The sequence below is a fragment of the Aquimarina sp. ERC-38 genome (assembly GCF_026222555.1).
GTDB lineage: Bacteria > Bacteroidota > Bacteroidia > Flavobacteriales > Flavobacteriaceae > Aquimarina.
This window is the reverse complement of the sequence record NZ_CP098511.1, coordinates 521,924-541,052: the sequence shown is the minus strand read 5'-3', so window position 1 is coordinate 541,052 and position 19,129 is coordinate 521,924. Positions and strand designations below refer to the sequence as shown.

The 19,129-nt window shown below is 34.9% G+C and carries 16 protein-coding genes and 1 tRNA gene; 4 read left to right on the top strand and 13 right to left on the bottom strand.

The window, feature by feature from the left end:
• Window positions 1-38: 38 nt before the first annotated feature.
• From NBT05_RS02355 to NBT05_RS18425, 4 genes are all read right to left on the bottom strand, one after another.
• Window positions 39-569 carry a sigma-70 family RNA polymerase sigma factor gene (locus NBT05_RS02355; RefSeq protein ID WP_265771821.1) on the bottom strand — a complete coding sequence of 177 codons (531 nt, stop codon included), beginning with the start codon at window positions 567-569 and terminating at the stop codon, window positions 39-41.
• Between the two features lie 198 nt (window positions 570-767).
• On the bottom strand, window positions 768-2,486 hold the full coding sequence (locus NBT05_RS02350) for an ATP-dependent nuclease (RefSeq protein WP_265771820.1): 1,719 nt from the start codon (window positions 2,484-2,486) through the stop codon (window positions 768-770).
• A gap of 244 nt (window positions 2,487-2,730) precedes the next feature.
• Window positions 2,731-2,976 (bottom strand): recombinase family protein, encoded by a 246-nt coding sequence (locus NBT05_RS02345; RefSeq protein WP_265771819.1) that lies wholly within the window; start codon window positions 2,974-2,976, stop codon window positions 2,731-2,733.
• Complete coding sequence (locus NBT05_RS18425; protein ID WP_416346182.1) at window positions 2,901-3,326, bottom strand: recombinase family protein; 426 nt, start codon at window positions 3,324-3,326, stop codon at window positions 2,901-2,903. The genes NBT05_RS02345 and NBT05_RS18425 overlap by 76 nt, the downstream gene beginning before the upstream one ends.
• On the opposite strand from NBT05_RS18425, the gene NBT05_RS02340 reads away from it, so the two are divergent.
• Both NBT05_RS02340 and NBT05_RS02335 read left to right on the top strand, forming a co-directional pair.
• A complete protein-coding gene (locus NBT05_RS02340) occupies window positions 3,286-3,618 on the top strand; it encodes a transposase (protein ID WP_265771818.1) in 333 nt (110 codons plus the stop codon). The two genes, NBT05_RS18425 and NBT05_RS02340, sit on opposite strands and share 41 nt — an antisense overlap.
• A gap of 41 nt (window positions 3,619-3,659) precedes the next feature.
• A complete protein-coding gene (locus NBT05_RS02335; protein WP_265771817.1) occupies window positions 3,660-4,523 on the top strand; it encodes a DDE-type integrase/transposase/recombinase in 864 nt (287 codons plus the stop codon).
• 285 nt (window positions 4,524-4,808) lie between these two features.
• Here the strand turns inward: NBT05_RS02335 and NBT05_RS02330 are convergent, their stop codons facing one another.
• The 6 genes from NBT05_RS02330 to NBT05_RS02305 form a co-directional block, all read right to left on the bottom strand.
• Complete coding sequence (locus NBT05_RS02330) at window positions 4,809-5,480, bottom strand: 4'-phosphopantetheinyl transferase family protein (RefSeq protein WP_265771816.1); 672 nt, start codon at window positions 5,478-5,480, stop codon at window positions 4,809-4,811.
• A gap of 557 nt (window positions 5,481-6,037) precedes the next feature.
• Complete coding sequence (locus NBT05_RS02325; RefSeq protein WP_265771815.1) at window positions 6,038-7,567, bottom strand: T9SS type A sorting domain-containing protein; 1,530 nt, start codon at window positions 7,565-7,567, stop codon at window positions 6,038-6,040.
• A 272-nt stretch (window positions 7,568-7,839) separates the two neighbouring features.
• A complete protein-coding gene (locus tag NBT05_RS02320) occupies window positions 7,840-8,985 on the bottom strand; it encodes a metallophosphoesterase family protein (protein ID WP_265771814.1) in 1,146 nt (381 codons plus the stop codon).
• A gap of 308 nt (window positions 8,986-9,293) precedes the next feature.
• Entirely contained in the window at window positions 9,294-10,784 is a 1,491-nt protein-coding gene (locus tag NBT05_RS02315) for a SusD/RagB family nutrient-binding outer membrane lipoprotein (protein ID WP_265771813.1), read from the bottom strand.
• A gap of 19 nt (window positions 10,785-10,803) precedes the next feature.
• Entirely contained in the window at window positions 10,804-14,361 is a 3,558-nt protein-coding gene (locus NBT05_RS02310) for a SusC/RagA family TonB-linked outer membrane protein (RefSeq protein ID WP_265771812.1), read from the bottom strand.
• 44 nt (window positions 14,362-14,405) lie between these two features.
• The gene (locus NBT05_RS02305; RefSeq protein ID WP_265771810.1) at window positions 14,406-15,434 is read right to left on the bottom strand and encodes a FecR family protein; all 1,029 of its coding nucleotides are present in this window, start codon (window positions 15,432-15,434) and stop codon (window positions 14,406-14,408) included.
• 201 nt (window positions 15,435-15,635) lie between these two features.
• Here NBT05_RS02305 and NBT05_RS02300 point away from each other — a divergent pair, with 201 nt between their 5' ends.
• The gene (locus NBT05_RS02300) at window positions 15,636-16,193 is read left to right on the top strand and encodes an RNA polymerase sigma factor (protein ID WP_265771809.1); all 558 of its coding nucleotides are present in this window, start codon (window positions 15,636-15,638) and stop codon (window positions 16,191-16,193) included.
• A 687-nt stretch (window positions 16,194-16,880) separates the two neighbouring features.
• Window positions 16,881-16,954 (top strand) — tRNA-Ile (locus NBT05_RS02295).
• 1,084 nt (window positions 16,955-18,038) lie between these two features.
• Here the strand turns inward: NBT05_RS02295 and NBT05_RS02290 are convergent.
• Genes NBT05_RS02290 through NBT05_RS02280 form a run of 3 tightly spaced genes read right to left on the bottom strand, consistent with a single transcriptional unit; the run spans window position 18,039 to window position 19,042 of the window.
• Window positions 18,039-18,287 carry a hypothetical protein gene (locus NBT05_RS02290; protein ID WP_265771808.1) on the bottom strand — a complete coding sequence of 83 codons (249 nt, stop codon included), beginning with the start codon at window positions 18,285-18,287 and terminating at the stop codon, window positions 18,039-18,041.
• Between the two features lie 42 nt (window positions 18,288-18,329).
• Window positions 18,330-18,755 (bottom strand): methylmalonyl-CoA epimerase, encoded by a 426-nt coding sequence (gene mce / locus NBT05_RS02285; RefSeq protein WP_265771807.1) that lies wholly within the window; start codon window positions 18,753-18,755, stop codon window positions 18,330-18,332.
• Window positions 18,756-18,769: 14 nt separating this feature from the next.
• Window positions 18,770-19,042 carry a hypothetical protein gene (locus tag NBT05_RS02280; RefSeq protein ID WP_265771806.1) on the bottom strand — a complete coding sequence of 91 codons (273 nt, stop codon included), beginning with the start codon at window positions 19,040-19,042 and terminating at the stop codon, window positions 18,770-18,772.
• Window positions 19,043-19,129: the final 87 nt, after the last annotated feature.

Genomic DNA, 19,129 nt, shown 5'->3' with positions numbered 1-19,129 from the left:
AGATGGACGCTATTAGTTAGAAAAAGACGTAGTAAATTTTAATTATTTTCAAAATCTATTAATTTACCTGTACTATCCGATTCTACATTTGGGCAATCTAAAATGTTTTCTTTTAAAATCTCTTTAGCTTTTTGAACTCTTGATTTCGTCCCCGAATAAGAGATTTTTAAATGTTCTGCTAACTCTTTTTGTGAATAGTTTTTAAATGAAGTTAAAATAATTGCTTCTTTATGTTGGGAAGAAAGGTTTTCTATTTTTTGATTGATACAGTTTGTTAAATTTGAATAATCAAAATTATGAGTGTCCATTTCTGGAATATCTAAGTCATTTATTGATATATTACTATTTTTTACTTTTCTAAAATAATCAATAATACTATTTCTTGTAATTTGATAAACCCAAGATGTAAGTTTTGAAGTATGTTTTAATTGATGAATTTTAGTTTGAATTTTTAAAAAAACCTCTTGATGAATATCTTTTGACGTTTGTTCATCATTTATTTTTTTCAAAATAAACTTATAAAGTTCTTCATTTAGATCAAGCCAAATAGTATTAATTTTAGTTTTCATAATTTTGGTTTTTTCAGCTTGCACATAACAATAAAATATATATAACAGTACACATATTTACTTTTATTTTATTATCGTTTATTTAGACTTTAGTTATAAAATTAAAAATCCCAAATACACTAAAGGAAATCACTCCAACTAGAAAAGTTAACTAAAATAAGATAACTGAAATTGACATTACTCGTACTTGCCTTTTATTTAAATAATTTCATTTACAAATTTTCTTGCATTCTCTAATTCTGAGTCTGTTTTTAAATCTTTAGTTAAAACCTCATTGACCCATTTCGGTCCGTGATTACCAATACTTTTATCAAAACATTCTAACTCACCCACTTCAAGAATATGAAATCCCTTTTCTTTAAATTTGATTTGAATTCTTTCGAAAGCTTGAGTAGCGTTGCCACTAGGAATATATGCTTTACCAACTTGCTTGGCTTCTGTCCAAGGAGATGCTTTTTTGAGTGCTCTATTGATTTCAGAAATTTTTTCTTTAGGGAAAATTCTATCAGAGGTGGAATCAAATACTCCTTTAATTTTATCTTTTAAATCATCCGTTAAAAATTCTGGTCTTTTTCGTTCTATTTCAGTTTTCACAAGAGTCCAATCATTTACTACTTCATCCCAAGTTCCGCCAAGGTTCTCATAAATAGTCTTTATTGGATTAATATTATTCAATACATCAAAATCTGTAACTATGGACATAGGAACATTAAGTTTTTTTAATGCTTTTATAACAGTAGGAACTCTATGTTTTCCACCACAGTGAATAAATAAAACATCAGGTGCAATTGCCCCTAAATCGTCATATAGAGATGAAAGTATTGCTGAGAAAAACCTACAATCAGAATCACTTTCGCAAATCACAACTTTTGAATGAAACAATCCGCCTAATACGTTTGAATGTCTTAACAAAGAATCAGACCATATTTCATTGATATCTAAACTGTTTAAAACACTTACTTCATTTATTGAATCTTTACGTTGAATTCGTATTATTTTTAAATTTTGAATATTAGAATCTAATAACCCTTTTAGGAAATCTTCACTGTGGGTGGCAAGGAATAATTGTCTTTCAGAAGGAAGGTCTTTAGCAATCATTTTCCCTAACAATCTTGCTTGTGGTGGATGTAAAAAAGCTTCTGGTTCATCTATAAAAAGAATGGAATGATTAGATATAAAGGCATTTAATAATACTCCAACAAAACTTCTCATTCCATCACCTTGTTGATGGAGAAGGTCGAGTTTTTCCAATTTTTTTAAATATCCTTCCGATACCCTATCTTCTCCTTCTTTCGGAATAGGCTTCTTACCAACATATAATGGCACTTCTTTCCCTGCATTCCTATGAACAATCAAATCAGCTCCAAATGCTTGTTTGAAATAGTTGTTAAATTTTTGTTCTAGGCTATCATTCTTTTGTAAAAAATGAATTGGATGTTTTGGCGGTTCGGAAGTTGTTTTAATACTCTGAGGTGGATTTGCAGCAGATAACCTCTTCTCCGTAGATAATGAGTTGACAAAAATGCTCACTAGGTCAAACAAACCATTTGTACTATTATCCCAATATGATTGGGCAGCTGATTCATAAATATAGAAACCAAATCCTTGATAGGTTGGTAGTGGATTGGTGTCTATTATTTTTTGAGAAAATTCGTTTAAAAAGGAAATTAGCTGGTCTTTGTCACTACTTTTTTCAAATGAAATGTCTTTAACAACCTTACCTGAATTGTTTTTTTGTTGAAGCATCTGTGCCGTTTCTTTCAGGGTAGCACTTTTACCTGAATTATTAGGCCCTACAAGTACGACAATATCATTTTCTTCAATTAAGATTTTGCTATCGTCACTAAATTGAATTTCATTAAGCCATACTTTTATCATTTGTTTTTCTTTTTGAAGTGTAGTTTTGGTTGCTGCCAATAATAAAATATATGTAACAATACACATATTTACTTTTATTTTATTATCGATATTATGACCTCTAAATTAATAAAAATACTAATACACTATTTTTTCCCTTTTTCTTATTTGTACTGATTACAATAAGCTTCATTCCAAGGCTGTTCTTTATCCCAAAATAACTTTTTACATTTTACACCATTTCTTCGGCTCTGGTAAGCTAAGTATTTATATAACGTTGGCTTAGGTTTTTTACTTAAAAGCTTCATGATCTCAGTAATTGAAAGCTGCTTATGTTGATCGCGATAATAGGTTTCAGCAAATATTGCTTTTTTTTCGCTTCCTCTCCTAATCCTCTTTTTCTTCCAATGATAGCTCCTCTTCTTCTGGCGCTTTCTCGCCCGGCTAGGGTTCTTTCAACAATGATATCTCGTTCTAGTTGAGCGACCGCGCTAAACATTGTAAATATAAATTTACCATGGACTGAAGTAGTATCAATAAATGGCTCCATATACTTTTAAATGAAACTTCCTTTGATTTAAAATCATCAACCAGTCTCAACATATGAGAAACACTTCTTGCAATTCGGTTCGTCTTCCAAACAATTATGGTATCTCCTTCTCTTAATTTACTAATTAATACATCCAATGATTTACGATTAGCTTTTACTCCGGAAGAAATATCCTTATAGATATTTTTTTCTTTTACTCCAACTTTTAATAAAGTATCAATCTGTAAATCGAATTTTAAAAATGATGTCTCATAGAATAGCTTAACATATAGTTTGGTTAAAAACTTTTCAATTAAATTAGACTTTAAGATGAAAAGACGAGTATTTAGTGAGAGTTTTAAACGTGACAAGGTTCGTTTATACGAGACAGGAAAGATGCGAGTATCCCAACTTTCGAAGCTTTATGCAGTTAGTGAGACAGCTATCTATAGGTGGATTGAGCTTTACCGCAGTACCCCTTCTACCGAACGTATAGTGGTCGAGACTGAGAGTGATTATTTGCAATTAAAGGAGTTACAAGACCGTATAGAAAAGATGGAGCGTTTAATAGGTAATCAACAACTACAGATAGATTATCATCGTGGTTTGATAGCTTCGGCAACCAAACATTATGGGGAAGATATTGAAAAAAAGTTTGGTTAAGTGCGGTAAGATATGTGCAAAGTTTGGATCGTGATTATAGTATGGAGGAACTCTATAAACATATAGGTAAAACCCGCCAGGGGGTTTACTATGCTGGTCAGCGTAAGGATTACCTTAAAGAAAAGGAGGCAGTTGTTTTGAATGTGGTGAGGTCATGGCGCATGTCCCATCCTCAGATGGGTAGCCGGGTTATGTACTACTCTTTGCAGGCAAAAGGGGTAAAGATCCCGATGGGTATTACCCGTTTTGAAGAATTGATAAGCCGTTTTGGTTTAACGGCAAGTAAACCAAAAAGGTTTATTCCCTTGACCAGTGATGGGAAAGGGAAGTCTGGTTACAGCAATTTAACTAACGGCCTTATTATAAATGATTGTTACCGTTTGTTAGTAGTTGATATTACTTACTTTTGGTTAGTGGACCAGTGGTGCCACCTCTTTGTAATTAAAGATGCATATTCGCAGCGTTTAGTAAGTTTATACCCTAGCTGGGATTTAAAAGCCCAGAGTGCTTTACAAGCACTAAGTAAAGGGCTTAGCTTAGTAGATCCGGACTTATTAAAAGGGTGTATACACCATTCGGACAATGGTTCTCAATATAATGCTTTGTCTTATCGTAAGCTACTAGCTAAGCTGGGGATGAAGATAAGCAGGGCAGCTAGTTGTAAACAAAACGGTTCTTGCGAACAAATGCACCATATTATAAAGAATATGTACCTAGTCCATTTTGCGCCAAAAAATATGGCAGAACTCAAAAGGTGTTGTCAAAAGGTAGTACATTTGATGAACGCCCAAAGAGCGGTAAAGCAACTGGGTTACCGAACAGTAATTGATTTCGAAGAGGATATTGCTAAAATGGAACCTAGCCAGCGACCTAAAAAAGAATTATATGATTTTGACAACGCATAATAGGTTTTCTTTAGGCATAAAGGCCTTAAGAATGCAACAAACAGAACACAAAAAAGATTGGGAAGTTGCCTTCCCAATCTACTGCGTATTCCGGCAGCCAACTAGGGTATTCCTGAAGAGTTGCTCCTCAGCAGCGCTCTTTTCCGCTTGCCTAGCTATTATAAATATGATAAAAATAAATATAGTAAACCTGAAAAGTTCTTAACAACAAGTTGGGTAGTTTGGTAGAAACTGTCAAACAATATTATGAGAGATCAAAACCTGTACAAAAACCCAACAACACATCTAACAAAAAATCAGCGATCTAACATCTAAAAACTGCTGAGCACAAATTATAGGCGTAGCTTTGTTTTTGTCAGTTTCTTTTACTGCCAGGTGACAACTATAATCACTTGCTAAGTCAACTTTTTTGAGTAAAAATAGATCATCACTTAGTTCAACTCTATTGTCCACAATTTCAAAAGATTTTAAAGGGATAGATAGTCCCATACCATGGGCTTTTATGGTTGCTTCTTTTTGGGTCCAATAATCAAAAAAAGATGCTTTGATGTTATCAGAAGAAAATATTCTTTGCCATTCTAAATCGGTCATTTGGGATCTAAAGTCTTCTATATGGATATCCTGAATGACTTCCAAATCTATACCTATTTCCTTTGTTTCGGTTATAGCACAAACCACCATGTTTCCGGAATGGGAAATATTAAATTTTATATTTTCTCCTTCAAAAAACGGTTTGCCGTAGGAAGTATACGCTAACTTATTTTCACAGAATTGTTTGTCTATTTTTTTAAATGCATAGTTTAACAGCATTCTTCCTAATAATGACAACTGGGCATCCTGCCAGCGACGGTATTTTAAAATCTTATTTTGGAAATCTTTTGAAAACTCGGGTAGTTTCTTTTGTAATAAAAACTCGTGTTCTTCTTGGGATATGTGCGTAAAAAATAGGTGTATCATTTATTATTATTAATGTCCGGTAAAGATTCAAGACTCGCCTGCAGACGGGCAGGTCGTTATCGTTTTTAGAATCAAAAATCAAGACTAACCTTTATACTATGGGAAATTAATATTGTAAAATTATTTGAGCTAAAAAAACAAATTCATTTAAAAGTAAAAAAGCAACCTCCGAATACCTTAAAGTTTGAGATCACCTTATTTTACTATGCTGTATAAACTTTTACTCATTTTAATAGGATATTAATGATTTGTTATTATAAAATATCCTCTTTATCAAAGTGGTTCGAACTGCGGTCAGTTGGTTATAAAATAATGCTTAACTCGAACCTAAAATGAACACTTTTCCATGATCTCCAATAATTTTTGGATTCCTTAATTAGGATTAAAAACTTAAAAATAACTTCAATTAAATAAACAATATTTTGTTGCAACCAAAACTAGCTTCTTCTTAAAACACAATCCTCTTTTAACCAGAAAAGTGCAAATTCCTACTTAGTTCATTTGCACTTTTCTAGTTCTTTCTTTCTTCAATGAAGATAAGGTCTATAAATTTTGTGCTATTTAAATAACACCTTTTTTAGATAAGATTGGTTATTGATTGTTCCCATAACAATATAAAAACCATTTAGGTTCTTAGTCTTAGCTTTCCAGATAATTTCTCCGGAACCTTGAGCAATTTCTTTGTTTAGTATTTCTTCAACTAATTTACCAGACAAGTCATATAGTCCTAATGTGATGTCCCCCCGGTTTTGTTGGTTATAAGCTAAAGTAAGTTGATTTTCAATGGAAGGTACGGGATAGATAGTGATATCAGCCTCATCTATATCTATTTGTAGGTTGTCTAAAGACCTTGTCTGTACTTTTCTGGTAGCTACCACATTTTTTACAAATGTTCTACTGCCAGCACCCTTATAATCTCCAATTCTTATATGGGTAGGATTAAAGTTATAGCTAGGGTGTTCAAAAAAAATAGCCCGGTTGTCATTACTTTGGGCAGGGAAAGAATAAAATACATGCCAGGAAGCCCGACGCCCATCTTGTTCGATATTCTTTATTTTTCTCCACGAACCGTTTTTAAATTCTGCAAAATAAGTTTTCACATCTCTTACGTGTCTTCCCGGGTTGTTTCTATTAATAAACCTTCCTCTTACCTCGTTAATTCTATTAACTTCATCAATTTGGTTCATGGGTTTAGCACCATTAGATAGGTTATAATAATCCACCGAAATAGAAGGTCTATGCCCAAACATAAACCATGCGGTAATGGCTTTTCTCTGAACGTCTTTGTTGGCCGCCCTAGATTTGTTCACATCACCGTTAAAGGTAGGGGCATCCCCCACAAAATGATTTACGGTTAAAACAGTTTTATGATCTACACCTCTGTCTTTAACAAACTTGTCGGCACTAAATAATTCATTAACCTGGCCTGCCCGAAACCTGTTTTGTACGGTAGTCGCAAATTCATGGCGGTAGATATCACTATTAAAATTTCTTTCAGAAAAAATTACCAGTTGTTTCCTTTGATTAAGCATTTCCTGTACGCTAGGGTACGTATCAGCACCTGATCCGGCTGGTCGTTTTGGACTGACAAAAGCATTATGGCGATATATAAAAGAAGACATGTTTTTATATCCCGAACGCCTTCCAAAAAAGATATCATCCAATCCTGATTTACCCAAATTTGCCCCACTTTCAATATGTAAGGTAATAATGTCCTGGGGATGCGTTTGTAGCCAATTAGCAAGTATATTATTAAAATTTTTAGCATCCATCATGCACATATTAGGGGCTCCGTGTTTTAACCTTAGTTGACCATTTACACGGTAAATATCAACCATAAAGCTCCGTACGCCATCCTGTAATTGTTTTAATATTCCAGCAGATTGATTCCCGCCTCCTAAACAACCAAAAAAACCGGACGGACCATCAATTCTATTGTTGTTAGCATTATGGGTAATAAGCCATGAAATTTCATCATATCTCCTTTGTTTATTAATTTTATGAGCAAATTGAGCATAGGATTCTGAATAGATGAAAAGTAGTGAGATCAAAGTGATAACGAGGGTAATAGTAAGCCGATTTTTCATAATAAAGGTATTTTGAATAGTTGATTTATAAAATTATTGATAGGAAAACATAATTCTTAATTTGGCATTTTTATAGGGCTCTTACTTGGTATTATATAGCTAAATCAACGTTAAACAACATGAATCTTTTTAAATCTTCTCTTCTATGTCATTTTATATTTATTTAGCTGTATCTCTATGGTACTAGACTACGGAATTTCTATAATAACCGCTCACACTAAAAAAATTACCGGACGCTTAATTTAGGGATATTTTCTAATTTTATTTGTTAATTACTTTATTAATTCGATAGGTTTTTGATTTTGAAAGTTTTCCTGCTCATCCAGGTATCGATAAAAGATACGAGCTGTGGTACCCGTAACCTCACCAAGTACAAAACCATAAGATTTTGAAGTATTTATAGGGGTAACACGGTGATGGGTGTTATAGCCATCATATACTGGTGCTATACTTTTTCCGGCTCCGGCAGTCCCTACCACTACCTGATAGATAGTATCTTTTTTGGTATTAATGGTATCAGTTACTGCTGCTAATGCATAGCCATGGTCATGTCCGCAAAAATAGGCTTTTGCCCCTGCTTCCTGTAAACTTTGCCAAAATTGATCCCTATATTTTGAGTAATCTAACTTATAGCTAGTATCACCGTGCATACAATCCTGATGATCTACTTTGAAGGCAGGCTCGTGCGTAAAGGCAAATACATGTGGCTTATCATGAATTGCAAGAATACTATCCAACCATTTTTGGTGAATTCTTTTAGTAGATGGTTTTGGGATACTACCATCTGCATTGACCTTATCGTCGCGAGCGGTATACAGGTCAAGCCCTATGATCAACGCATTTTTATGGGTGTCAAAAAACGTTAGGTTCTTTTCACCATCAGGCCCGTTTTGAGGCATTTGATAGCTATCGCCGAATACATTATCCCATACCTTTTTGGTTTCGGGCCAAATAGGGCGGTGATCGGCAGTTCCAGCTACATCCGGATAACGTTGTGTCGCCTCGTGATTCCCGCGTACAATGTATACCTTTATCCCCTTTTTATAAAGCGGGTCAATCGTTTTACGAAAAAGTAACATCTGGCGTTTTAAATCCTCCAAAGCACCCTGATCTCCTAATTCTTTACGATTGGCATGACCATAGCAAATATCACCGGTAAACATCACCAGGTCTACTTCTTGTTTGATAATTTCTGCAACCAGCTTTTGAAGTACTGGTACATTGACCGGATCCTCCGAGCTATGCCCTCTACAATCCCCAAAAGCAACAAACTTCCAAGATTCTGGTTCGGATATGTTTTTTATTATAGGCTCACTACTACTAATAGCTAATTTTTGATTTGAGTCTTTACATGCATAAAAGCTTAAGATAATTAATGATAATAGGCATTGGCAGACTAATTTTAGGAGGCTTATCATAGTTTTATGTAATTACTACGTTTTAAAATTTGTGGTTGAGTATAAAAAATATACTGCAATCTCTTTTACCATCTCTGATGCATTTAGAAAAAAGCGTCAATTCGAGTATTTTTTCGTAATAAAATGAAGAAAAAATAGCCTGTCCTTGACTCGATCGAGGATATCGAGAATAGCTTTTTTGACTAAAACCCTTGTTCTCGATAGCTCTGCTGAACTAGTTGAAGCACACTTCTTCCTTTGGTCGAGTACTCGAACTGACGGATTTTATAATAATTATTATTCAAATGTACCACGGGTTTTTTACCATATTAATCCCTATCCCACCAGACTTTTTGAAAGGTTGTATTCCTTCCATTCAGGGGAGGACGGTTAATGGCTTCATCGGCATTAACTTGATTTTTATCGGTTGTTTTACTAGAATAAAAGTATCGAAGCGGAATCTGCGGAGCAACGGCATCCTGACCCGGAGTGAGTATAGGATGGTTCATCCTACGCCATACACTATAGCCTTCAAAACCATTATTCACCTGATCTAACCATCGTTGTATCGCAAGATGTTTGATTTCATTGCCTACAAAATTATTACCAACTTCCTCCAGGTACGCTATACTTTCGGCAGTGGTTTCATCAATCCCGTATTTTGTAATTGATGCCAGTACTCCGTTTCTATAAACTTCCTGTGCATTTCCAGTGATAAAACCTTTATGGATAGCTTCGGATTTTATGAATAATAACTCTGCATAAGTCATCAACCAAAAGGTATTAAGCGTTCTAAATGCTGAACTTAATAAAGATCTATTTGCATCCTCTTCTATATCAGAAGCGATACCTACAGGTTGCCCGATAAATTCAGGCGTTCCGTTAGCAACTGATGTTTCCGTAGGGTCTACAATAAAAGACAACCTGGGATCGCTACGAGTGCTGATTTGATTCTCATTTCCTTCTCCTTTCATAATATCAACCACTATTGAGGATAGCCTGATATCACTACTATTGACACGTTCGGGTTGAAAGGGCCAACGGGTGATATCTTCAAAAACAAACTGGGGAGTTTCTTCAATACTTTCAAAAATGGGGAACATCCCTGGGTTTTCAAATAGTGTGGCTATTTCAGCTTGTACATCCTGAACTTCAGAAATTCGCATAAGTAAGCGTAAGCGTAAAGAATTTGCAAATTTTCTCCAGACCCCTTTATCTCCTTTAAATAGTAAATCCCTGCTTTCATCGATACGTTGATTAGCTGCTGCTGTTTCTAGTAAGGTGTTTGCTTCTCTAAGATCACTTAACATGGCTCGATACACCTCTGACTGCGCATCATATTTAGGAAAAATGTATTGTTCTCCGAAACGAAACCCTTGCGCGGCATCTGTATAGGGAATATCCCCGAAAAGATCAGTAGTATAACTTAATATATAGGCCTTTAGTATTTTTCCCAATGCCTGATACACCTGGTTGCCTCTTTCTTCGGCTTCAAAAATTAAAAATCCAGCGTTTCTCAAAGCTCCGTTGTTCTCAGAGTATACGGTTTCCCAAAACCTTCGGCTAATAGCATCTTCATCATGAGTAAGAGTACCTACCTCCGAATTTTTTACTGCAATCTGCTGTGCTAATTGTCCGGGAACTTCATAGGACTGGACTAACTGCCCTATCATTCCGGGTACAATAGCACCAAACAACAAGTCCAAACTAGGATTTTCTACGGATTGATTCGGATTGATATTGATTTCTTCCAGGCTTTCCTCACAACCCGACAATAATAGGAGCGCGATGATTGTAGTATATTTAAATAAGATTTTCATAAGATGTTGAATTAGTTGATTAAAAATTTACATTTAATGACATTCCAACGCTTCTAGCTGATGGGATGGCAAAAAATTCTCCACCAGGCAGTTCACCGCTATACCCGGCTACCTCCGGATCAATATGCGGTACATTGTCCCAAAGCAATAAGTTTCTTCCGAAGATGGCAATCTGAAGGTTTTGAAGCTTGATAGATCGTAATAAGGATTCCGGAACATTATATGTTAGTTTTAGTTCTCTTAGTTTTACAAAACTTCGGTCAAAGGTACCGACAGCATCATTATCATAATAGCGTTTGTAAAAATTAGAGGTTCGTGCGTAGATGGTAGCAGGTGAGGTATCTCCTGTATCACGGTCTAGAGTAGCCCCTTGTAATTCTACCCATTGTTCCCCCGGGACGACCGTATTTCCGTTTTGTATAGCACCCTGTACGGCATTAGGGTCATCTCGTTGCTGTAAGGTAACTGATTTTTCCAGGGAGCCCAGCTGGTTACCTACCACGAAAGTTCGGGAATGTACCTGTCCCCCTTTATTGATATCAAATAAGAAACTTAAATTCAAGTTTTTATAAGTCAGTGTATTCTGTATTCCTCCGATCCAATCCGGATTCGCATTTCCGAGCAGGGGTTTTGGTTCGTCTACCAGGCTTCCCACGTCATCCGATTCTTCAGACCTTCCGTCAGGTCGGTAAATTTGTAGTCCGTTACGACCCAGGTTTCCGTTTTCGTCAACTCTAAGTAAGTAATCTCCGTAAAAATCACCAAAACTTCCGTTATTCGTAATATCCAAATTGATCCATCGCTCGGCCAGGGTGATTCTTTCTCCTTCTTCAAGGATGGTAAGCCCGGTAATTTTATTCCTATTTCGCGCCCAGTTTAAAGTCAAATCCCATTTAAAAGAAGGGGTTTTTACAGGGATCAGGTTTAAAGAAAGCTCCATCCCATTATTTGTAATTTCTGCCGGGACATTAATCACCTGACTCAAAAACCCGGATTCTGTAGGTAGCGGGATAGTTGCAATTTGTTGCTGGTTTTGTATTTGATAATAGGTAAAATCAAGTCCTAATCTTCCGTTAAAAAAGCCAGCTTCCAGTCCGAATTCTGTAGATACAATATTTTCCGGAACCAGATCTTTATTTCCTAAAGTACTGGAGATAGTATTAATAGCAATACCTTCGGAAGAGCCACCGTTAAAGGTTAAGGGATTGGTTTGATAGGGGTCTGTATCGTTACCTACTTCAGCGTAACTGGCACGTACCTTTAAGTAATCTGCCCCAATTCCCGAAAGATCCACCATATCGGTTAGGATAGCACTAACCGATGCCGAAGGGTAAAAATAAGAATTGTTCCCTGTGGGCAACGTACTTGACCAATCATTTCTACCGGTAATATCCAAAAATATATAGTCGTTAAAACCCAAAGTAAGCCCTCCATATACACTATTGATACGTTTTCTGGAAATAAAATTCCGTGCTACTGGTATCGAAATACTGTTGGAAAGATTAAAAAACCCGGGGGTTACCAGTCCGTCAGTACCACTATTACCACGTAGTTCCTCTATTTTTTGATCAAAGTGATTAGCTCCAGCTATGGCAGTAATAGAAAATTTTTCATTGAACTTATTGTCATAGCTAAATAGGAAATCAGAGTTATCTTCTTTAAAAAACACATTGGCTTCGGAATAAAAACCATTTTGATATGGTACATGGGAGAATGCTTTAATCGTAGTTCTTTTATCACTATACATATCCCTACCCGTTTTCACCCGAAGTGATAGGTGATCAGAAAAATCATAGGTAAAATGAACATTACCAAAAACACGGTCTCGTCGATTTCCGTTTAAATTTTCATTGACCAAAAAATACGGGTTATTTACACTTCGGTCAGATGTTGCCTGTTGCGTGTTTTCCCCAAAGGGTTCCCAGTAATTTCTCAATTCATCCAGGCTTTCATTTCCACCTAATTGTAATAAAGTAAAGATGATATTCGACTCACTCTTAGCACCGATATTAGGCCGGTTATCACTACGGCTACTAATATAATTAACAGAAGCACCTACTTCAAATTTTTCCGTAGCGCGATAGCTTGAATTAAATCCGACCGTATTACGAATCAAGTCCGTATTTGGTACCATTCCTTCCTGGTCAAAACGAGTGTAAGAAAGCCTAAAATTTCCCTTTTCCCCACCATTGGTGATAGAGAACCCGTTGATTTTTGTAATTCCCGTACGTAAAAAGTCACCGACAGGATCTTCTCCTAATCTATTTACCCAAGGTCTGTTTCTAGCAATCTCAGGATTGTTGGGGTCATATTGTGGGATAAGTTGGCCGTTAAACCTGGGGCCAAAGTTTTTACCTACATTCGTATTAAGTTCAGGAAAGGCATAAAGGCCATTATCCCCTTTTCCAAATTGCGTTTGAAATTTCGGGGTTTTTAAAGGTGTCTGAAAGGATAATGAAGAGGTTAGGTTTACACCAATCCCTTTTTTTGAGGAACCACTTTTTGTGGTAATTAGGATTACTCCATTTGCCGCTCTTGATCCGTATAAGGCCGCAGCATTAGCACCTTTTAGGATTTGTATACTTTCGATATCCGCAGGATTAATCTCTCCAGCTGCATTTCCGTAATCTACCTGTTGTTCTCCGCCGTCAATGCCTTCTCCTAAAAAACTACTTTGGTTAGGGTTAGCAGGTCCTCCAAAAGCTCTGGATGTTTGATGTACCTCGTTACTTATAGGCATGCCATCAATAACAAATAAGGGTTGATTATTTCCTGAAATGGAATTGTATCCTCGTAAGACAATAGAAGAAGAAGACCCGACAGCTCCACTCGTATTGGTAATTTGTACACCAGCCACTTTTCCGCTTAAGGTACTTATTAGGTTGGTTTCGTTTGCTTCTTCTAAGGCTTCACCACCAATTTGTTGTGTGGCGTAACCTATGGTTTTTTCAGCTCTTTTAATGTTAAGGGCAGTAACCACTACATCCTCAATCGTATTTGCGCTCATATTCATTTCAATCGTTAAGGGAGCTTCTGAAGTGACCTGAACCTCTTTATTTTCATAACCTAGGTACGATATCAACAATATGGCATCTGGCATCACCTCTATATTGAATTTTCCGTCAAAATCAGAAGTTGTACCAGTATTCGTTCCCTTAATTTGTACAGTTGCGCCTATCAAATAATCTCCGGATTCTTGGTCTGTAATTTGTCCGGTTACCATTATTTTTTTTTGTGCGGGTTGAATTATAATTTTGTTCTTTATTTTTTTAAAGTATAAACCAAATTTGGAACTTACTTCCTCCAGAATGTTTTGTAAACTTCGCTGCTTTGCTGTAATACTAATTTTACGATCTAACGGAATGGTGGATTCCATATATGCAAATTGAAAAGTTGTTTTTTGTTCTATCATCTCAAAAACCTTTTGTAAGCTGGCTTCTTCCAGGGTAAAATCCAGATAGATTTGATCCATATCAGTAGCGTAGGTTGTACTTGCTGATGAAAACTGTATTGCCAGTAGTTGAAAAAGGATAAGGATGAAAGCATGTTTTACTTTTTTAAAGAAATTTCTTCTCATTGGTGTCTTGTGTTTAGTTTTTAGTGGTGTTCATTTTAGTTTTATCATTGACTACATCCTTCTCCGTCAATTTCTATCAGGTCATCATCAATCTTATAGTGAAGGTTTCCGGCATATTTTAAGGTGTTAAGCACTTCATGTAAGGATTCGTCATAAAATGTAGCTTTGAATCGACATAGTTTAATGGCGTCATTTTTAAGTACTATTTTCACCCCGTACCATCGTTGTAATTGTCTTACAACTTCTTCAAGCGTTTCTCCGTCAAAAATTAATTCATTAATAGTCCAGGCTAGTGTTTTATAAGGATCGAAGACTTTTTTTACATACTGGTTAGTAGCTTTTGAATAGATAAATTCATGGCATTCTTCTAATACTACTAAAGGCTTATCGGACTTGTCAAATACTTGTACTTTACCTTCCAGTAGCGATACACTCATGTTGGGTTCTCCTTTGAATGCTTTTGTATTAAATGAAGTGCCTAAAACCTTAGTAGTAATCGTTGTTGTGTTTACTAGGAAGGGTCTTAAACTGTCTTTTGCTACTTCAAAAAATGCTTCTCCTTCTAAATAAACTTGCCGGACATCCTCACGGAATGTTTTAGGATAGGTTATAGTTGTTTCAGAATTTAGCGTAATTCTCGTTCCGTCAGAAAGTTTTATGGTGCGTTGTTCTCCTGATTGGGTAGTTCTTACGATAGTATTTCCAGAATTATAGTTCTTTAAAAAATTGGTTTTACCGTAAAAGAAATAGATAGGGATCAATAGTATGATTGCAAAAGCCGCTATCTGACATAAGTTCTTGGTAAGCTTTTTTCTTCTGCATATTTGTAACAGAGGTCCGACCATAGGGGTAGTCGCATCAATTCGATCATTCAGTCCTTTAAGCGCTTCGCTCTTCTTCTCTACATTACTATTTCTAATTTCCGTAGGATGCTTCCAAATCAACTTTATTTCTTCAAGAATTTTTTTAAAAGCAGGGTTTTGAGATAAGGTTTTTACCCTTTCTTTTTCCTGAAAAGAAGCTTCGCCTTTGAGGTATTTGAGAATTATACTGTAATACTCTTGTTCCTTCATATACCCCTAAGACACTAAATTTGTCATTGGCTATTACCTAAGAATTGACATTTAAGGATTACATAATATGGATAACTTCTACCTAACATTTTATGCTGATTTGATAACGAATTTTTTACAATCGGGTTTTAGTAATAATTACTTAACAATCCCGATAACAAACAACCTTTTCAATTTCTTTCTTTTGGGAATAAATTTTTTATGGAATACGAAGAGGATAGACTCCTATGGAAAAATTTAAAGGGAGGGGATCGTACATCTTTAAATGCGATTTTTGTAAAATACTATGATGTCCTGCTTACTTTTGCAAATGCTTATATCACTCTTAATGATGCAGAAGAAGTGGTTGCTGATATTTTTTTTCTTCTTTGGTCAAAAAGAGACCAAATCGAGATTAACCTATCGCTCAAAGTATATTTGTATAAAGCTACTAAGAACCGGTGCCTAAATGTCATTAAACAACGTAAAGACCATAGTAAATTATTAGATAAAGTAGTACATTATGAATTACAATGTAATGACATACAACCGGACGAGATGATGATATACCAACAAACCAAAAACCAACTGGATGATCTTATCAATAAATTGCCAAAACAATGTCGGATTATCTTTTTGCTAAGTAGAAACGATGGCCTTAGTCATTTGGAAATAAGTAAAATCCTAAATATTTCTCCAAATACGGTAAATACACAAGTATATAGAGCAATTAAATATCTTAAAAGTAGAATATCCTTTTTGGACTGTACTATTATGTAGAGAATTATCAAAGGAAGGGATTAGTTCCCTTTTGTCAATGTATCTAAAATGATTTTTTTAGTTCTGTAGAATTATATTTACTGATAAAAAAAAACTTTTTTGCTTAATTCTTAAACTAATCAGAGGGTATTTTATGATAAATGAATAACAAAAAAAGAGCACCTTTCGGCGCTCTTTCACTTCACACAAATCATCTTAATTTAAGGGCTTACTAAAATTAAAACTCACTTTTACCAAACGTTTTTCATTTTGGGGTTAATGAAAAACTATTTCTTTATTAACACATGGTAAAGATACGACTAAAATCGAATCCAACAAACATTTTGTGTATTTTATCGTAAAAATTATACATTTTAACATTTTTAAATTTAAAATAATTTAAAAATGTAAGTATATTACTACTTTTTAATCTAAATATAACTTTAGTAATTGGTTTTTAAAAATGCCATGATCTACTATAACAAATTTTACTATCCTTTAAAAGGTAAGAATTGTTTTTAGAAATCAGAATTTGGGGTAAAGTGTGATACCAGAGTTACTAAAGGTTTGAAATAATTTATCTATTTAATCTTGTAGCATACATCTCAAATACTTAAATTTGCCGACCAATAATAAAATAGCGAATTTCATATTACATATGATTATTCTTTAATTTTTGTTATTGATAGAATTTATATTTTAAATTCAGGTCCTATAACTCAGTTGGTTAGAGTATCTGACTCATAATCAGAAAGTCCATGGTTCGAGCCCATGTGGGACCACATTATAAAAAACACTTATCAATTGATGATGAGTGTTTTTTGTTTTTACGGATTGAAAGGGCGAGAAGTTTACCCTGAGTGAGGTACGAACCGAAGGGAGCCCATGTGGGACCACGATTAGAAGAACACTTGTCAATTATCTGATGAGTGTTTTTTGTTTTTACGGATTGAAAGGGCGAGAAGTTTACCCTGAGTGAGGTACGAACCGAAGGGAGCCCATGTGGGACCACACTATAAAAAGCACTTGTCAATTTACGATGAGTGTTTTTTGTTTTTACTGAAGTGATGGGCGAGAAGCCGGTCCCGATGTAGCGAAGCGGATATCGGGAAGCCCATGTGGGACCACAAATTGAAAAACACTTGTCAATTCATGATGAGTGTTTTTTGTTTACACGGAGGTAATGGGCGATCCCGAGTACTCGGGATGTCCCGATGTAGCGAAGCGGATATCGGGAAGCCCATGTGGGACCACAAATTGAAAAACACTTGTCAATTATCTAATAAGTGTTTTTTATTTACACAGAGGTGATGGGCGATCCCGAGTACTCGGGATGTCCCGATGTAGCGAAGCGGATATCGGGAAGCCTGTGTGGGACCACGATTAGAAGCACTTACTTAAATAAAGTAGGTGCTTTCTTATTTCTATAAAGGTGATGGGCGAGAAGTTTACCCTGAGTCCTTCGATCATACTCAGGAGAACTGAAGGGAGCCCATGTGGGACCACATTATAAAAAACACTTATCAATTCATGATGAGTATTTTTATTTATGTAAGGACAAAAGTGAGAGTAACATTTATAAAACCCTTTAAAAAATAGGTTCACTTTTATTAAATATAAATGTTATCAGTTCTATATGTTTATCAGCTATTCTGTAGATTAAAGAGTTGTGTTTATTTATCACACACTTATGCAGACCTACAGATGTTGATTTCGGGCAGATATAGTTGTGATCTTTAATTTTATTAATTAATTCATTAACTTCTAACTCGAATTTTTCAACTATAGAAATCCCCCATTTCAAGTATAATTGTTCAAGAATATCCAAATATGTATATTTTGCCCAAGCTGACCAAATAACTTTCACTATCTCAATCTTAATTCTTTAACCTTATCTTCAATTAAAGACGTTACTTCATTATGGGTAAAAGTATTTCCATTACTAAAATCTTGAATACCTTTCTCAATAGAATCTTTCTGAGAAGGAGACAATTCGGTATACCAATCAGAATCAACCTGAGAATTCAAAAATTTCTTGATTTCCCCAATTATCTTTTCGTCCTGTAGATTTACGATTTGTTGAATCAATCTATATTTTTCTGTTTGTAAATTCATAAAATAAAGATACAATTTTTTAATATGAAGATTCATTTCATTTTATGTTGATTTAGCTATGTTACCAGAAATCTCCTGGCAAAGTTCAATCAACGTACCGTTTGTACTTTTAGGATGAACAAAAGCAATTAACTTATTATCAGCCCCTTTTTTCGGTACTTTATCAATAAGTTGAAAACCTTCGGATTGTAGACGTTTTAATTCTTTCTTTATATCCTCAACCTCAAAAGCGATATGATGAATGCCTTCTCCTCGTTTAGCAATAAATTTAGAAATAGGACTATCATCCTCTGTACTTGCTAATAATTCTATTTTACTTTTACCTACTTTAAAAAAAGAAGTAAGTACTCCTTGTTCTTCAACTAATTCCTGTTTATAAGAAGCAACACCTAGCAACTTTTCGTACATTTGGTTAGCTTCTTCTATATTATGTACCGCAATTCCCAGATGTTCAATTTTATTGATCAAAATAATAAATTTAATTACAGTTTTTCAGAAGATTTCTTAGGGGAATCAGTACTATTATTAAAGTCATTCATTCGTTTAATCGCATCTTCGGTTAACATATAATCTTTGACTTTACGATCCTTCCATCGATGGTAGATAAATATAGGCATTAAAATAAAAGCACCTCCTATAATTCCTAATCCAATCCATTTATCACCTTCAGCATGGTTTCCTATATTTTTAAAGTAATAACCATAGCAAACCATTCCTAAAAATGCAAAAAATAAAATTCGGATTACATATTTCATAAAACTAAAAAAAGAAGTTTATACAAAGATACGTATAACTGTTTCGAAATGGTCACTTACTATTTTGGCAACCTATTTAATTAGCTA

What these genes read in the sequence shown, in the direction of transcription:
- NBT05_RS02355 (WP_265771821.1), bottom strand. Translation starts at nt 569, where the DNA reads ATGAAAACTAAAATTAATACTATTTGGCTTGATCTAAATGAAGAACTT.
- NBT05_RS02345 (WP_265771819.1), bottom strand. Translation starts at nt 2,976, where the DNA reads ATGGAGCCATTTATTGATACTACTTCAGTCCATGGTAAATTTATATTT.
- NBT05_RS02340 (WP_265771818.1), top strand. Translation starts at nt 3,286, where the DNA reads ATGAAAAGACGAGTATTTAGTGAGAGTTTTAAACGTGACAAGGTTCGT.
- NBT05_RS02335 (WP_265771817.1), top strand. Translation starts at nt 3,660, where the DNA reads ATGGAGGAACTCTATAAACATATAGGTAAAACCCGCCAGGGGGTTTAC.
- NBT05_RS02330 (WP_265771816.1), bottom strand. Translation starts at nt 5,480, where the DNA reads ATGATACACCTATTTTTTACGCACATATCCCAAGAAGAACACGAGTTT.
- NBT05_RS02325 (WP_265771815.1), bottom strand. Translation starts at nt 7,567, where the DNA reads ATGAAAAATCGGCTTACTATTACCCTCGTTATCACTTTGATCTCACTA.
- NBT05_RS02320 (WP_265771814.1), bottom strand. Translation starts at nt 8,985, where the DNA reads ATGATAAGCCTCCTAAAATTAGTCTGCCAATGCCTATTATCATTAATT.
- NBT05_RS02315 (WP_265771813.1), bottom strand. Translation starts at nt 10,784, where the DNA reads ATGAAAATCTTATTTAAATATACTACAATCATCGCGCTCCTATTATTG.
- NBT05_RS02310 (WP_265771812.1), bottom strand. Translation starts at nt 14,361, where the DNA reads ATGAGAAGAAATTTCTTTAAAAAAGTAAAACATGCTTTCATCCTTATC.
- NBT05_RS02305 (WP_265771810.1), bottom strand. Translation starts at nt 15,434, where the DNA reads ATGAAGGAACAAGAGTATTACAGTATAATTCTCAAATACCTCAAAGGC.
- NBT05_RS02300 (WP_265771809.1), top strand. Translation starts at nt 15,636, where the DNA reads ATGGAATACGAAGAGGATAGACTCCTATGGAAAAATTTAAAGGGAGGG.
- NBT05_RS02290 (WP_265771808.1), bottom strand. Translation starts at nt 18,287, where the DNA reads ATGAATTTACAAACAGAAAAATATAGATTGATTCAACAAATCGTAAAT.
- NBT05_RS02280 (WP_265771806.1), bottom strand. Translation starts at nt 19,042, where the DNA reads ATGAAATATGTAATCCGAATTTTATTTTTTGCATTTTTAGGAATGGTT.